Annotated in this window: 1 protein-coding gene (only partly in view); it reads right to left on the reverse strand. The window is 67.2% G+C overall.

The genetic code is table 11. From position 1 onward, the window contains the following. A protein-coding gene (locus tag SynWH8101_RS01270; protein ID WP_130128253.1) for an autotransporter outer membrane beta-barrel domain-containing protein crosses the window boundary here: on the reverse strand, positions 1-17,383 show its 3' portion. The gene runs 10,832 nt beyond the window's last position; only the last 17,383 of its 28,215 coding nucleotides appear in the window; the start codon falls outside the window, past its right edge — the gene reads right to left on this strand; the stop codon is at positions 1-3.

The raw sequence follows: 17,383 nt of genomic DNA on the forward strand, positions 1-17,383 counted from the left end.
TCAGAACTTCCAGCGGAAGCCGCCGCCGTAGTTGATCGATTCGGTGCTGCCGGGTGCGAGCTGACCCAGACCGTTCACGTACAGGCTGAGCTTGTCGTTGACCACCACATCGAGGCCCAGGCCCAGATTCCACCAGGAGGAGGGTGCGGCCACACCGGCCACGGTGAACGAGGCAGCCGGTGCCGCGGTGAACTGGGCGGTGAGGTCGCGGTTGGTGTTGCCCAGATCCCAGGCGTAACCCACGCTCACCCGGGGGATCACGGTCATGCCGTTGGTCTGGAACGGCTGCTTGAACTCCACGCCGAGCTCGAGCGGAACCGAGCTGTACGACACGTTGTCGTAGCGCAGGGAGTAGCTGGCTTTGCCTGGATCGGGGGAGGCGATCAGCGGGTTGCCGGGCTGTTGGTAGGCGCGGTTGTTCGACGACGTCGACTCGGAGTAGCTGTTCTGGTTCAGCTGCAGCCAGCTGATGCCCAGCGACGGGATCAGGCTGCCCTGGTTGCCGGTGTTGATCACCTGGCTCAGTTGCAGCGTGCCGCCCAGGGCGGTGCTGCTGCTGCTGCCTTGTTCCGTGGCGGGGTAGCCAGGAATGTTCACCTGACGGGTGATGTCGGTGTTGAAGCCGCCCACCCCGAAGGCGCCCGAGAGCCAGGTGGCCGAGCCGAGCCGTTGCTTGGCATACACCATGCCGCTCCAGCCTTCCGTTTCACCGAAGGTGTTTGGTTCGCCGGTGGTGGTCCAGAGGTTGTCGAAGCGACCGGCGAGGCCCACCAGGGTGTTGCTGCCGATCAGGGTGTCAGCGCCCACGGTGGTGTTGAACGCCGTGGTGTTGTAACCGGCCTGATCGGAGCTGCCGCTGCCGGGGGTGCTGGCATCAGAGCCACCCGCATTCACCCAGCTGCGCCACTTGCCGCAATCGGCCGGATCGCCGGTGTAGGTCTCGCCCGGCTGAAGTTGCTGCACCTCGGCGATGCAGCGCTGCAACTGGTTGAGCACCGCCGCGTTGAGGGCGTTGCTCACGTCCTGCTGGAAGGCGAGGCCCGCGGTGATCGTGGCCTGGGGGAAGGCCGCCGAGGTGGCGCCGGAGAGCTGGCGATACAGCGCATTGAGGTCGCCCTTGGTCTCCTGGGCAAAGATCAGGGCCGCGGTGGATTCAAACTTGGCGGTGCTCCCCTTGGCCTGGATCTTGTTCACCGCCTTGCCCACAGCGGTGCTGTTGGGATCGAGTCCGCTCGGGGCGTAATCCACGGTGTAGCGGAAGCTCAGATCCTGGTTGTTGTCGATCAGATCGAAGCTGAAGGAGGCCACCGCCGACTTGGGTGCCACCAGCTTGAGATCGCCGATGGTGATCCCATCCAGGGCATCAACGATGCCTTCTGAGATGAAGGTGCCCGGCATGGCCTGGCCCACCTGGTTGGCGAGCAGGTTCACGGTGCCGTTGAGGTTGGCGCGGTAGCGGGTGGTGAGGTTGTCGGTTTCGCCGGAGCGAAGCACCAGATCCGCCTCATACACCGAGGTGTCGGTGGTGTCGTAGTTGGCGTTCACCACCAGGTTGCCGATCCGGTATTCCCCGTTGGGATTCACCACACCACGCTGAATCAGCGTCACGTTGCCGTTCGCATCCACCAGCTGGGATTCGAGGCGGGCGTTGGGCGCGTTGTAGATGTCGCGGGTGATGCCGGGAAGAATGATGTCGCCGGAGATCTCGCCGAAGTTGCTGATTTCGTCGGGACCGCCCGGGCCGGTGATGGCATTGCTGCTGCCATCGCTGCCGCCGATGATCGTGCCGTAGTTGATCACGCGCTCCACCCGGTCGGTGGGCAGGTTGATCGCCGAGCCGCCGTCACCACCCTGGATCAGGGCACCTGCGGCGTTCTCGACGCGCAGGTTGCCGCTGATGACGCTGGTGCTCTTGGTGATGCCCACGCCGCCCTGGCCGGTGGCACGGATCACACCGCTGTTGCGCACCACCACCTCACCGGCAGGAGCGGTGCCATCGGTGAAGCCCTCGGTGATCGCGCTCACCGAACCATCGGGGTTCTGATAGAGGTAGGCGCCACCGGTGGCGTTCTGGAACAGCAGGGCCACGGCGTTGGTGCCGGAGGCGGTGATGCTGCCGCTGTTGTCGATGGTGATGTCGCCGGAGCCACCCGTGGGCTTGCCGAGCAGGCTGGCGCTGTTGTCCTTGCTGACGCCGCCGAACACGAAGCCACCACCGCCGGCGATGGTCTGGGCGACTACGGCGTGGGCGCCGGTGCCGCTGGTGCTGATGGCGCCGGTGTTGGTGAAGCTGATGTCGGCCGAACTGGAGTCGGCATTGGTGTTGTTGAGGCTCACGGCACCGGAATCGGAACCGCTGACGCCGCCACCACCGCCGATGGTCTGCAGCAGCATCCCGAAGCTGTTGTCGCCGCTGGTCACGATCGTGCCGCTGTTGCTCACGTTCAGGGCACCGCTGGCTGTGGTGGTGCCGCTGTGGTTGGCCGCCGCGAAGTTGGCGCTGCTGCCGCCGGTGGTGTAACCACCACCACCACCGATGCTCTGGAGCACCACAGCGGGCGACTGGTTGCCACTGGTGCCGATTACACCACCGTTGTTGCTCCAGGTGATCGCACCGGCACCGGCATCGGAGCCGAGGGTGCCCGTTCCGCCGGCACCCAGCTGCACCGAGCCGCTGGTGGCTGAGGCGAAACCACCGCCACCACCGATGCTCTGGAGCACGAGGGCGGGGCTGGTGTTGCCGCTGCTGCTCACCCGGGCATTGCTGCTGAGGCTCAGGTCGATGGCCGCTGCAGAGCTGTTGCCCACGTTGAGGTCGGCACCGCTGCGACCGGCCGTGAAGTTTCCGCTCACCACACCCACACTGCCGCCGCCGCCGCCGATCGTCTGGGCGAGAAGGGCGGGGGCATTGGCGCCGCCGGAGCTGATGCTGCGCTCGAGGCTGAGGGTCAGCGCGCCGGCGCTGCGATCGCCACGGCCGAGGCCGCCGAGAGTGGCATCGCCGCCCACGTTGGCCGCCGTGCCGCCACCGCCGCCGAGGCTCTGGGCGAGCACGGTGGTGCTGCCGTCGCCACTGCTGGAGAGCGGCGCGTTGATCGTGAGGTTGAGAGCACCGCCACTGGCGATCGGTGTGCCCAACGGCACGGAGGTGCCGCCGAGGTTGGCATCGCTGCCCACGCTGCCAACGCGTCCACCACCGCCACCGATCGATTGCAGCAGCAGGGCGCTGGCATCGTTCCCAGTGGTGGCCGCCGCCACCTGGTTGGCGAGGCTCAGATCGGCGCCGGAGGAGGTGCCGCGATAGAGGCCACCCAACTGGGCAGTGGCGCTGGTGCTGCCGGTGTAACCGCCACCGCCACCGATCGACTGGAAGCTGAAGCCGCTGGAGCCCTCACCTGTGGTGACGATCCGGCTGCTGCCGCCGGCACTGAAGCTGAGGCTGCCGCCGCTGCCTTCCGTGCCATTGCTGCCGCCGCCGAGCAGCAGAGCACCGCCGCTGATGGTGTTGTTCGGGAACACCAGACCGCCGCCGCCACCCACCGACTGGAGCACGAAGGCGGGCGACTGACTGCCGGTGGTCACGATCGAGCCGTTGCCGCCATCGCTGGCGAGGTTGAGCGAGACGCTGCCGGCGTTGCCACTGCCGCCATCGGCGCCGAGGCTCACCGAACCACTGGCGCTGCCGGCGCGGCCGCCACCGGCACCCACCGACTGGCCGAAGAGGCCGATCGATTGATCGCCGCTGGTGCTGATCGTGCCGGTGCTGCTGATGCTCACATCGCTGGCATCACCGGAGCCGCCGCCACTGGTGCCCATGCTGAGGGCCGTGCTGGTGCCACCCACCAGGCCGCCACCACCACCGACGCTTTGCACCAGCAGGCCATCGCTGCCAAAGCCGCTGGTGCTCACATCGCCACTGAGGTTCACACTCACCGCACCGGCATCGAGGCCTGCGCTGGTGCGGGCGCCGGCCGTGGCACTACCGCTGTTGATCGGTGCGTAACCACCGCCGCCACCGATGCTCTGGGCGATCAGGGCCGGCGAGAGGGCGCCGAATGTGGCGAGGCTGTCGTTGATCGTGAGCGTCACAGCGGCGCCGGTGTTGCGGGTGGCGCCATCGCCGCCGGCGGTGAGGTTGGTGGCTTCCGCACCCTCGAGGCCGAAGATCGCACCGCCACCGCCACCGATCGATTGGGCCACCACCGCCGCGGAGTTGCTGCCGGCGGTGAGGATCGGCGCGCTGCTGCTGAAGCTGATGCTGTCGGCGTTATTGCTGCCGACCACCGAGCCGCCCAGGTTGATCGCATCGCCGCCGCTGCTGGTGGCATAGAGGCCGCCACCACCGATCGACTGAAGGATCACGCCACTGGAGTTGTTGCCCGTGGTGGTGATCGCACCAGTGCTGGTGAAATCGATCGCCGAAGCGCGGCTATCGCCGAAACCGCTGCCGCCGATGCTGATCGCAGTGGGGGCGCTGCCGGTGAGGCCACCGCCGCCGCCGATCGACTGGATCGTCACGCCCGGTGAGCTGATGCCGCTGGTGCGCACCGGCGCCGCGCTGCTGGCGCTGATCGCACCACCGTGGGCATCACTGAGGAGCTCGGAGCTGCTGCCCACGCTCAAGCTGCCGTCCACTTGGGCGATCAGGCCGCCACCACCACCGATGCTCTGGAGCACCACGCCGGGGCTGTCGTTGCCCTGGGTGGTGACGCTGCGTTGCAGCTGGGTGAAGCTGAGGCTGCCGCCACTGCCGTCGACGCCGGCGCGCAGGGTGCCGCCAAGCGTGGCATCGCCGCCCACATCGGCGGCCACACCACCGCCGCCACCGATCGATTGCAGCACTGCGCCGGGGCTGTTGGCCCCCACGGTGAGCACCTCAAAGGGAAGGATCAGCTCAAGATCGGCGCCGGTGACCGTACCGGTGCTGAGGCCGCCGAGCTGCACGCTGCCGTTGGGCACGCTGCCGATCCAGCCGCCACCGCCACCGATCGACTGATGGATCACGCCGGGGGAGAAGGCGCCGGTGGCCTGCAGGGTGCCGCCGGCATTGATCAGGGTGAGCGTGCCGCCGGAGCCGGCGGTGCCGTTGCTGCCACCACCGAGCACAACGGTGCCGCTGCCGGCGCTGTCGCCCAGGCCCACCTGGCCGCCACCACCACCGATGGATTGCATCAGATAAGAGGGCGAGTAAGCGCCGCCGGTGGCGATCACGCCACCGGCGTTGTTGAGGGTGACGTTGCCGCCATCACCGCTGCCGCCGTTGGCCCCCAGGGTCATGGAGCCGCTGGCAGAGCCGACGCGACCGCCGCCGCCGCCCACCGACTGCGCCACCACACCGATGCTGTAAAGGCCGCTGGTGCTGATCGTGCCGCCCTGATTGTTGACGGTCACATCGCCGGCGTTACCGCTGGCATCGATCGCACCCATCACCAGATCGGAGCTACTGGAGCCGGCGATACCGCCACCAGCGCCCACCGACTGGGCAATCACGCCCTCGGAATTGTTGCCGAGGGTGGTGATCCGGCCCCGGTTCTCCACGCTGACGTTGCTGGCGTTGGCGATGCCGCCATCCATCCCCAGGCGCATGCTGGCGCCGTTCTGGGAGGTGAAGCCACCGCCACCACCGATACTCTGGGCGATCACACCCTGCGACTGAACACCGGCGGTGATCAAGTTGCTGCCGCCGCTGAAGTAGAGGTCAACGGCGCCGCTGCCGCCGATCTGTTGGCCGGCACCGCCGAGTTCCACCACGGCCGCGCTGCCGCTGCCGTCGCCGCCGACGTAACCACCACCACCACCGACTGACTGGGCGATCACGGCGGGGGACGAGAGACCGGTGGTCTGGATGCGGGAATTGAATTTGGAGGTGAGGCTGACGTTGCCGGCTGTGTTGGTGCCGATCACATCACCGCCCAGGCTCACCGAACCGCTGGAGGTGAAGGCCACACCACCGCCACCACCGATCGATTGCAGGGTGAGGCCGGGGCTGTTGCGGCCTTCGGTGCTGATCTGCCAGTCGCGACTGATCGCCTGAACATCACCAGCGGAGGTGTCGGCGACGCTGATGGTGCCGAGATTGAGCTGATCGCCGGCCACATCGGCGGCATAACCGCCACCGCCGCCGATCGACTGGAGCACCACGCCAGGACTTTCGGCGCCCTGGGTGATCGCGGTGAAGGGTCCGTTGAGGGAGATCGCGCCGGCACGCAGTGAGCCGATGCCGTTGCCACCCAGGGTGAGATCACCGGCAACGCTGTTGACGCTGCCGCCACCGCCGCCGATCGATTGCACCACCAGAGCGGCGGAGTCGTCGCCCGTGGAGGTCATGGAGGCGCCGGCATTGCTGATCACGCGGATGGCGCCGCCGTCGGCGTTGCCGATGCCGTTGGTCATGCCGAGGCTGGCATTGCCGCCCACCTTGCCGAGGCGACCACCACCACCACCGATGGCCTGCACCAGCATCACCGGAGAGGTGGAGCCGGTGGTGATCAGATCGCCCTGGATGTCGATCAGGATGGCTTGCTCAACCGGTTGCTCGGGGCAGCCGCCGAAGGCACAGGCCACCGGATAGAGCATGCCGCTGCTGCCAGCGATGCCCAGGTTTCCGCTGCTGCCGGAGCTGCCGAGCGTGGCGTCGGTGGCGAGATCACCGGCGAAACCACCACCGGCGCCGATCGATTGCACCACCAGGCCAGGGCTGATGTTGCCGGTGGTCTGCAGCTGGCCCTGCAGGATCACATTCACGGCACCGCCGGTGCCGGAGTTGAGATCGCTGGCGCCAAGGGTCGCCGAGCTGAGGCTGTCCACCAGCGACCAACCACCACCACCACCGATCGATTGCAGAACGGCGGCGGCGGACCGGAGCCCGCTGGTGGCGATCGTGTTGCCGCCATTGGAGGTGAAGTTGATGGCGGCGGCGTTGGCATTGCTGCTGTTGCTGCTGCCGAGCTGGATCAGGCCGCTGTTGGCCGATTGCAGTCCCTGCACGGCACCACCACCGCCGGCGAGGCTCTGCAGCAGCACGGCGGGAGAGGCAACGCCGGCGGTGACGATGTTGGCGTTATTGGTGACGGTCACAGCGCCGCTGTTGGCGCCGCTGGCGGACCGGCTGCCAAGGATGAGGCTCTGACCGGTCACTCCCTCGCTGAGCAGGGCGGCCAGACCACCGCCGCCGCCCACTGACTGGGCCACCAGACCGGCGGCGTTGTTGCCGGCGGTGCGGATTGCACCGCCGCTGGTGAGGCTGACGGCGCCGCCGCTGCTCAGCAGGGGGTTCTCGGCACCCAGCCAGCTGGAATACAGCGAGGTGTTGATGCCGGCAATGCCGCCGCCACCGCCGACGCTCTGGCTCACCAGGCCACTGCTGTTTTCACCCAGGGTGGTGATGCTGGAGCTGCTGGTGATGGTCACAGCGGCACCGCTCTGGCTCACGCTGCTGGTGCTGCTGCCCAACTGCAGCTCACCATTCACATTGCCGATGCGGCCGCCGCCACCACCGATGCTCTGGGCCAGCAGGCCCGGAGCGTTGTTGCCCTGGGTGCTGATCGCTCCGCTGCTGCGCCCGGTGATGGCGCCGCCATCAAGGGAGCTGCCGCTGCTGGCAATGTCGGTCGCACCGAGCAGGGCGGCGCCGTCCACGTTGTCGGCCATGCCGCCGCCGCCGCCCACGCTCTGCAGCACCAGGCCGATGCCGTAGTTGCCGCTGCTGCTGATCGCGCCGCTGTAGTCGGCGTCGATCGCACCGCCGGTCATGCTGCCGCTGCTTTGCGACGCCCCCAAGCGAGTGATGTAGCGGGAGGAGCCGGCGTAACCGCCGCCACCGCCGATGCTCTGACTCACCAGCACCGGCGAGTTGTTGCCCTGGCTGATCAGGTCGGCATCAATGGTGAGGCTGATGCTGCCGCCATCGCCTCCATCGCTCTTCAGTGAACCGAGCAGGGAGTAGGTAGATCCCTGATCGATCAGCACCCAGCCACCGCCGCCGCCGATGCTCTGCGTGAGCACCACCGAGGAATTGGCGGCCTGGGTGCTGAACTGACTGCCACTGGCGTTGAGATTGATCGCACCACCACCACCATCACCACCACCACCGGGACCGGTGATCAGAGCGGTCAGTCCGTCATCGATGTCGTTGAGGAAGGAAAGCTCGTAATTTTCGTTGGTGCTGATGTTGGGCAGCAGATTGAGCCAGGCCTGTTGCCAGGCGGCCGCGATATCGACCAGGGCAGCGCTCACACTGCCCTGGCGGCCCATCAGGATCGCGCCGGCATCGGTGGCATCAAGATCCGTATCTCCGATGAAGCCGCCGCCGCCGCCGATGCTCTGCAGGATCAGGGCCTGGGAGCCGATTCCTTCGGTCTGGAGAATGCCGCTGGTGTTGATCGTCAGATTACCCGCTTGCGCAGATCCGGACCCATTGCTGCCCAGCTTGATGAAGTTGGGGTTGTTGCTCAGGGGGATGTAGGCACCAGCACCGGCGATGCTCTGGCCGAGCAGGGCGGGGGAGGCGATGCCCACCGTGGTGATGTCGGCTGTGCTGTTCAGAGTGATCGCACCGCTGTCGGCGATGGCCTGGCCGCGGCTGCCCACATTCACGAGTTGGTCTGTACGCCCCACGGAGCCGGTGATGGCGCCACCGCCACCGGCGCTCTGCAGGATCAGGCCAGGGGAGTAGTCACCGACGGTGCTGATGCGGGAGCTGTTGACGGCACTGATCGCCCCACCGCGGGCACTGCCGCTGCTGATCTGGGAGCCAACGTTGAGGTCACCGCGCACATCAGCGATGAAGCCACCGCCGCCACCGGTGCTCATCATCGCCAGACCGCTGGCACCATCGCCCTCGGTGCGGATCAGAGCACCGGTCTGCCGGACGTCGATCGATCCAGCGTCCGCCACCACGGCCGACTCGGTGACCGTGCCCATCTGCACCTTTTGAGCTGCACCCCCAAAGACGGTGCCACCGCCACCGCCCAGCGACAGCACATTGACGCCGACCGAGGTGTCGCCGCTGGTGCCCACCGAACCGCTGTTGCGCAGGCTGATCGACCCACCGGAGAGATTGCCAGCCGCATCAAGGCTGCCCATGCGCATTTCGTTGGTGTAAGCGCTGATCGCACCGCCACCACCGCCGACACTCTGCAGCCGGATGGCATGGGAATCAGATCCCACGGTGACCACATCGGCACTGTTGGAGACATTGAGGTCGCCGGCCTGGGCATTGGTTCCGCCGCGACTCCCGAGCCTGGCGTTCGCAGTGGTTTCGCCGGTGAGGGCCGACCAGCCACCGCCACCAGCCACGCTCTGAATGAGCATGCCGGGTGAACTGTTGGCGTTGGTGCGGATCAGGGCCGAGGTGTTGGTGATGGTGAGATCGCCAGCATTCCCTTCATTGCTGAAATAGGAGGAGAGGTACAAACGGTCGCTGCTGCCGAGGCTGATGTCGGGATTGACATAGGCATTGGCACCGCCACCACCGCCGATGCTCTGGGCCAGGAGGCCGATCGAGCCCTCGCCGCTGGTCTGCAGGTTGCCGCTGTTGGTCACCACCACATCGCCCGCTTCCGCCAGTTGGGCATACAGCGCTCCGAGGAACAGCTCATCGTTGCTGTCGGCGCTGGAGAAACCACCGCCACCACCGATGCTCTGGGCCAGCAGGGCACTGGAGCCGATGCCATTGGTGATCACCTGGCCGCTGTTGTCGACGCTTACGTTGCCGGCGCTGGCCCGGCCAGGGCCGTTCATGCCGTTGGTGAGAATGCCGTTGAGGATCAGGCCGGTGACGCCACCACCCCCGGCAACGCTCTGGGCGATCACGCCCGGAGAGGTGCTGCCGATGGTGAGGATCTCAGCCCGGTTGGTGAGCTCCACCGCACCGGAATTGAGCGTGTAATCGCTGCCGAGCTGGGGAATGGGAACTTCGGTGAGTTGATTCCGGTCATACGCACCACTGCCCAGACGCCCGCCGAGGTTCTTGGTCTGCTGGGAGCCGAGATAGCCGCCACCGCCGCCGATGCTCTGGCTCACCAGGGCAGGAGATCCTTCGCCGCGGGTCACAATCGCAGCACCGCGGTTGGTCACGCTTACATCGCCACCATTGGCTGTCACGCTGCCGCCGGAACCGTCAAGCCCCAGGCCCAGATCGCCGTAGACCTGGTTGGCGAGGCCGCCACCGCCACCGATGCTCTGGGCGATCAGACCGGCGGCGCCGTTACCGGAGGTGCTGATCGAGCCTGTGTTGGTGAGGTCAAGCGAGCCACCACTGGCCTGGCCTGTGCTATTCAGCATGCCCATGCTGATCGAGCCGGCGCGGTTGCCGATCACGCCGCCACCACCACCGATCGACTGGGCCGTGATGCCAGCGGCACTCAGGCCTGTGGTGATGATGTCGGCGCTGTTGGTGATGGTGAGATCGCCAGCCGAAAGCGTCCCCGACGACTCCTGGGCACCCAGCTGGCTGATGGTGTTGCTGCTCACATTGCCGGCAACCCAGCCGCCGCCGCCGCCGATGCTCTGCACGAGCATGGCGCGGGCGTAATCGCCTTCAGTCTGGATCAGGGCGCCGGTGTTGCGCAGGCTGATGGCACCACCAGTGCCGTTCACCAGGCCTTCGGCACCAAGCACGAGGTTGTTGGCGAGTTGCTCTTGTCCGAGCCGGCGGATGTTGCCGCCACCACCACCGATGCTCTGGGCGATCAGGCCGGTGGAGGAGGTGCCTGTGCTGATCAGGTTGCCGCTGTTGGTGATCGTCAGATCGCCAGCAGCGGTGTTGCGGGAGTTGAGATCACCGAGGGTGATCGGCTCCTGCATCAGCGCGTTGGCGTAAGTGGTGGTGAAACCACCGCCACCGCCGATGCTCTGCACCGTCAGCAGGGGTGCCGTGATGCCGGTGGAGCTGAGATCACCGCTGTTGTTGACGGTCACATCACCAGCGCTGGCATTCTCCAGGCGTTCACCGCCCAGGGTGAGCGTGTTGCCATTGGTGAGACTCACCACACCACCACCGCCGCCGATGCTCTGGGCCAGCAGCACCGTGGCCGCATTGCCACTGGTGCTGATCGTGCTGCTGTTGGTGACCGACACGTTGCCGGCCTGGGTGTTGCTGAGGTCCTCGCCACCGAGTTGGGTGGTGCTGGCGGAGCTGCCCAGATAGCCACCACCGCCGCCGATGGTCTGGGCGATCAGGGCGAAAGCACCATCACCACGGGTTTCAATCGCTTGCCCCCGGTTGTTCACGCTGACGTCGCCAGCACTGAGCGAACCTTCACCGTTGCCGAGGGTGCCGCCCAGGCGCACATCGCCGCTGTCGCTGCCGGCGACGCTGCCGCCACCACCGCCGATGCTCTGCACAAGCATCGCGCTCGACACATCGCCGAGTGTGAGCACGGAACCGCTGTTGCTGACCGACACGGAACCACCGCTGGCATTGCCGGTGAGGTTGAACCCACCCAGCAGCAGACCGCCGGAAGCGGAGCTGATCACCCCACCGCCACCACCGATGCTCTGCACGGTGAGTGCGGCCGAAGCATCACCCGACGACACAAGATCGGCCGTGTTGGTGACTTCGATGGCGCCGCCATTGGCGGAGTCGCTGTTGTTGCGGGCGCCGATGCGGGTGTTGGCCAGGTTCTGGGCACTCACCAGGGCATAGCCGCCACCGCCGCCGATCGATTGCACCGTGAACACAGGGGAGAAATCCTGCAGGGTCTCCAGGCGTGACGCGATGTTGTTGATCGTGACGTCGCCGGCATTGGCGTTGACCGAGCCGAGGCTGCCGACGCGCACTGTGTAGTCATTGGTGCCGGCGGTTTCGGAGATATAACCACCACCACCACCGATGCTCTGGGCGATCAGGGCGGCGGAACCGTTGGCGGCCGTGAGCAGGTCACCGCTGTTGGTGAGTGTGATGGCGCCACCCTGGGCGCGGGTGTTGCTGGCCCCGGAGGCATCAGCGCCGAGAATCACCTGGTTGCCGGTGTCGGTGGCGGAGGCACCACCACCACCGCCGATGCTCTGCACCACGAAGGCCGCCGCATTCAGGCCCTGGGTGGCGATGGAGGACCGGCTGGTCATGGCCACGTCGCTGGCCGAACTGACGCTACTGGCGCGCAGAGTGCCACCGAGAGTCAGGTCGTCTCCAGCCGTGATCCCGGTGAAGCCACCACCGCCGGCGATGCTCTGCACCAGAAGCCCGGTGCTGTTCTCGCCCTGGGTGACGATCGTGGGCACCGTATTCGTGACGGTGATCGCCCCGGAGCTGGTGACCCCACCCATGTCGGCGCCGAGTCGGGCATTGCCGCCCACGTTGCCGATCCAGCCGCCACCGCCGCCGATGCTCTGGATCACCATCGCCGGAGAGCTGTCGCCTCGGGTGACGAGCAGATCGGCTTCGGTCACCACGCTCAGATCACCGGCTGTGGCGACGCCCGAGCTGGTGCTGCTCATGCCGAGCACCGCATTGCCCAGCACCTGACCACCCAGGCCGCCGCCGCCGCCGATGGTCTGCACCACAAGGGCAGCGGAGTTCAGACCGCTGGTGCCGATGGCGCCGCTTTGGCGTAGGCTCACCGCACCGGCAGAGAGGGCTCCGCTCATGCTGCTAGCACCCAGGGTGACGTTGCCCAGGGCGTTGCCGGTGACGCCACCGCCACCGCCGATGCTCTGGATCACAGCACCGGTGGAGTAATCCGCCGTGGTGATGATCGTGCTGTTGTTGATCACCGACACGTTGCCGGCGCCCAGGCTGGTTCCGCCCTGGCTGCCGAGCTGGGCATCGGGGCTGCTGCGCAGCAGCGACCAGCCACCACCGCCGCCGATGCTCTGGGCGATCAGGCCGGGGCTGTAGGCACCGGCGGTGACGATGGCGTTGCCCGTGTTGTTGAGGGTCACATCGCCGGCGATCGCCTGGCCAAGGTCGCTGCCCGCCAGCGTCACGTCGTAGCTGGCGAGGGCATTGGTTTCGGCGATCACACCGCCGCCACCGGCGATCGACTGCAGCAGCAGGGCCGGTGAGCCGTTGCCGCTGGTCTGGAGCACGCCGCTGTTGCGGACCGTGACGTCACCGGCATTGGCAAGAGCGCTGCCGCTGGCACCAAGACGGCTCAGAGTGCCCGTGATCTTGGCGGCGGCACCACCACCGCCACCGATGCTCTGGGCCACGAGGCCGGCAGCATTGACGCCTTGCGTGGTGATGCCGGCCCTGTTGGTGACCGTCACGGAGCCGCCTTGGCTGGAGCCGCTCATCGATCCGCCCAGGATCAGGGCGTCGCCGTAGGTCTGGCCTGCGAGTCCGCCACCGCCACCGATCGACTGGGCCATCAGACCCATGGAATCAGCCCCTTCGGTGCTGATCTGGCTGCGGTTGGTCACCACCACGTTGCCGGCGTTGGCACTGCCGCTGCCGCTGGCGCCCATCGTCACGTTGCCCGTCACCTGGGCGGTGCTGCCGCCGCCGCCGCCGATTGATTGGGCCAGCAGCGCCGGGGAGGCGGCCCCGGTGCTGGTGAGTGCTGCGCCGCTGAGGGTCACCGACACATCACCGGCATTGGCAGTGCCAAGGAGGTTGATCGCGCCCAGGTTGAGAGTGCCGTTGATCGATCCGGCCCGACCGCCGCCGCCGCCGATGCTCTGCACATTGACCAGGGGGCTGAAGTTGCCGGTGCTCAGGATCGAGGCCGTGTTCGTGAGGGTGACGGCATCAGCGTTCTGTGCTCCACCACTGCCCATGCTGCCCATCTGGGCGTCGCCGTTCACGGCGCCGGAGTAACCGCCGCCGCCTCCCAGCGACTGCAGGGTGATGCCTGCCGAGGTGTTGCCCGTGGTGATGATCTCAGCGTTGTTGGTGAGCGTGATCGCGCCACCGTTCATGGCGCTGGTGCTGTTGATCGCACCGAGCTGAAGATCACCCTCCACAGGGCCTACCCAGCCACCGCCGCCGCCGATGCTCTGGGCTGAGATCGCCGGACTGAACTCCCCGCGGGTAATCAGTTGGTCCCCGTTCGATTGGATGTTGATGTCTGCACCGGAGAGGTCGGCGCTGCTGCTGCCCGACACGCTGCCGAGGCTGACGGCGCCACCCCGAGTCTGGGCGACGCGGCCACCACCGCCACCGATGGACTGGGTGAACATCGTGGGGGAGTAATCCGCCAGGGTCACGAGGGTGCCCCGGTTCACCAGGCTCATGGCCTGGCCGCTCTGCACACCCTCGGCGTTGCGGGAGCCGAGCGCCACCGTGCCGTTGGCACTGTCGAGGCTGCCGCCGCCGCCACCGATGGCCTGATACAGGATGGCTGGGGAGAACTGGTCATTCGACACCAGGGTGCCGGTGTTGATCAGGCGGGTCGTTCCGGATTGGCCATCCGCACCGTTGCTGCCAAGCACGGCGTCGCCGAAACCACTCTGGGCGTCACCACCACCACCGCCGATGCTGTGGAGATACACCGGAATCGACGACGGTCCATAGGTGGCGATGTTGCCCGTGTTGGTAAGTACCACGTTGCCGGAATCGCCGCCGGCTCCACCGCTGCCACCGAGGGAAATGGTGCCTTCATTGACGCTGGCGGTCGCCCGACCGCCGCCGCCGCCGATGCTCTTGGCCACCACGCCGTAGGAGCCTTCGCCGTAGGTCTCAATTGAGCCGTTGTTGGTGATGGTGATATCACCGGCGTTGCCACCGTTGCCACCGCTGGCCCCAAGGCTCAGGGCGTCGCGGGTGCTGCCCACATCGCCACCGCCACCACCGATGGCTAGAGCCATGAGGCCGATGCCGGTGCTGCCAGTGGTGATGATGGTGCCGTCGTTGGTGATGGTGATATCACCGCTGTTGCCACCGCCGCCGCCACTGCCGCCGAGGGACACGCTCAGGGGAGCCGTGCTGGAGAGGGAGCCACCACCGCCGCCCACTGACTGGGCGTAGAGCCCGTAGGCCGCATCGCCGGTCACGGTGATGGACCCACTGTTGTTGACGGTCACGTTGCCGGCGTTGCCGCCGTCGCCACCGCTGCCACCGAAGCTGAGCGACGCCGTGGTTCCTTCCGAGGCGACCGCCGAATTGATGCTAACCCGACCACCGCCGCCACCGATGCTCTGGCTGAGCAGACCGTGCGACTGGCTGCCGGTGGTGACGATCACCCCGGAATTGGTGACGTTGACGTTGCCGCCGTTGCCACCACTGCCACCGCTGCCGCCCACCTGGAGGGAGCCACTGAAGCTGTTCTCGCTGTCATCACCCGGTGCGGCCAGGCTGGTGGCACCACCGCCACCACCGATCGACTGCACATAGAGACCGATGGAATTGGCACCGGTGGTTTGCAGCCTCGCGGCGTTGGACACGGTGACGGTTCCGCCGGATCCACCGGATCCACCGGATCCACCGATGGTGCCGTTGAGGCTGAGGGTGGAGCTGGCGGTGCCATCCACGAAGCTGGTGGCATCGCCGCCGCCGCCACCCACCGACTGGATGAACATGGCTGAGGCTGAGCTGCCAGTGGTGCTGATCAGGCCGTCGCGGGTGGTGATGTTGACAGTGTTGCCATCTCCACCGGAGCCGCCGCTGCCGCCGATGGCGACGCTGAGGCCCACATCGCCGCCTTGCACATTGTTGGTGCTGCTGCCGGCGCTTCCGCCGCCACCGCCCACAGATTGGGCAAACAGGCCCCGGGCGTTATCGCCGGAGGTGCCGATGCGCAGATTGCCCATGGTCAGGGTCACTACACCGCCCTGACCACCACCGCCGCCAGAACCGGAAACCGAGGAGGCCAGGCCGCCGAGTTGGGCTGATGTGGTGCTGTTGGAAGCCGCTTCCGTGACGGAACCGCCCTGACCACCACCGCCACCGACCGACTGGAGGAAGACGCCGTGGCTGCCGCTGCCGCTGGTCACCACGGTGAGCGTGTCGGCGATGCCGTTCTGCAAGGTCACCCGGTTACCGCTGGCGCCGTTTCCACCGGAACCACCCATGGAGAAACCGGCACCGGCGGAATAGCTGGCGTTGCCTGATCCGGAGGCGGCACTGGTCACGGCCCCACCGGCACCACCACCGCCACCGATGGATTGCAGCAGGACGCCCATGGCCTGGTCGCCGCTGGTGCTGACCTCGCCGCTGAGCTGGGCCAGCACCTGGCCGGCCTGGCCGCCGCTGCCTCCGGAACCGCCTACGCCGCTTGCGGCGCCAAAGGAGAAGGTGGAGTTGGCGGAATCAGCTGAGGATGCTGCGTTGGAGGTGATCGAACCACCCTGGCCACCGCCGCCGCCGATCGATTGCAGCAGCAGGCCATGGGAGACGTTGCCGCCAGTCACCACAGTGCCGTCGGCGTAAAGGCTCACATTGCTCGCTTGGCCGCCGCTGCCTCCGGCGCCACCCATGGCGAAGGAGGCGGAGAGGTTGCCACCGGCGGATGCCGCCGAGTTGACGGATCCACCAGCACCACCGCCACCGCCGATCGATTGCAGGAAGATGCCGATGGCGTTATCGCCTGCTGTCTGCACAGCGAGATCAGCAATCTGACCGCTGCTGCCGAGTTGCACCGTGCTGGCTTGGCCGCCATTGCCACCACCGGTGGTGAGGGCGCCGCTGGCCCCGAAGGAGAAGTTGCTGTTGGAGGCGGAGGTGCTGACGTTGCTGCCGATCACCGAGCCGGCCGTGCCACCGCCGCCACCGATCGACTGCAGCAGGATGCCGTGAGCGCCATCGCCGGTGCCGAGCGTGCTGTTGCCGGTCGCGACCGTGAGTCGGCTCGGCGTCAACAAGCTGACGCGGCCACCTGAACCACCGCTGCCGCCGGCGCCGCCCATGGCGAAGGAGGCGGAGGCCGTGATGTTGGCATTGCCCGCTCCGGTGGCGTCGTCGGTGACGGAACCGCCGGCGCCACCACCGCCACCAATCGATTGGGCAAACAGACCGATGGAGCTGTCTCCTTCGGTGACGATGAGCCCGGAAAGGGAGGCATTGACGGTCTGGCCCCAGCCACCACCACCACCATTGGCACCGACCGCACCGCTGGCGCCAAAGGAGAAGCTGGAATTCGCAGAGGTGGCTTCTGAGGAGGCATTGGAGGTGACGGAACCACCCTGACCGCCACCGCCACCGACGGACTGGAGGAGGATGCCGTGGGAGCTCATGCCGGCGGTGAGGAAGGTGCCGTCGGCGTAGAGATTCACATTGCTGGCACTGCCGCCATTGCCGCCGGAACCACCCATGGCGAAGGAGGCGGAGAGGTTGCCACCGGCTGCAGCGGCGGAGTTAACGGAGCCACCGACACCACCACCGCCACCGACGGATTGGAGGAAGACACCGATGGCGTTATCGCCGACGGTTTGAACACCGAGATCCGCGAGGAGTGAGGAGCTGCCGAGCTGAACGGACCCACCGCTGCCGCCAGCACCGCCC

Origin of the sequence: Synechococcus sp. WH 8101 (assembly GCF_004209775.1) — a bacterium.
In the GTDB taxonomy this organism is placed as follows: domain Bacteria; phylum Cyanobacteriota; class Cyanobacteriia; order PCC-6307; family Cyanobiaceae; genus Synechococcus_C.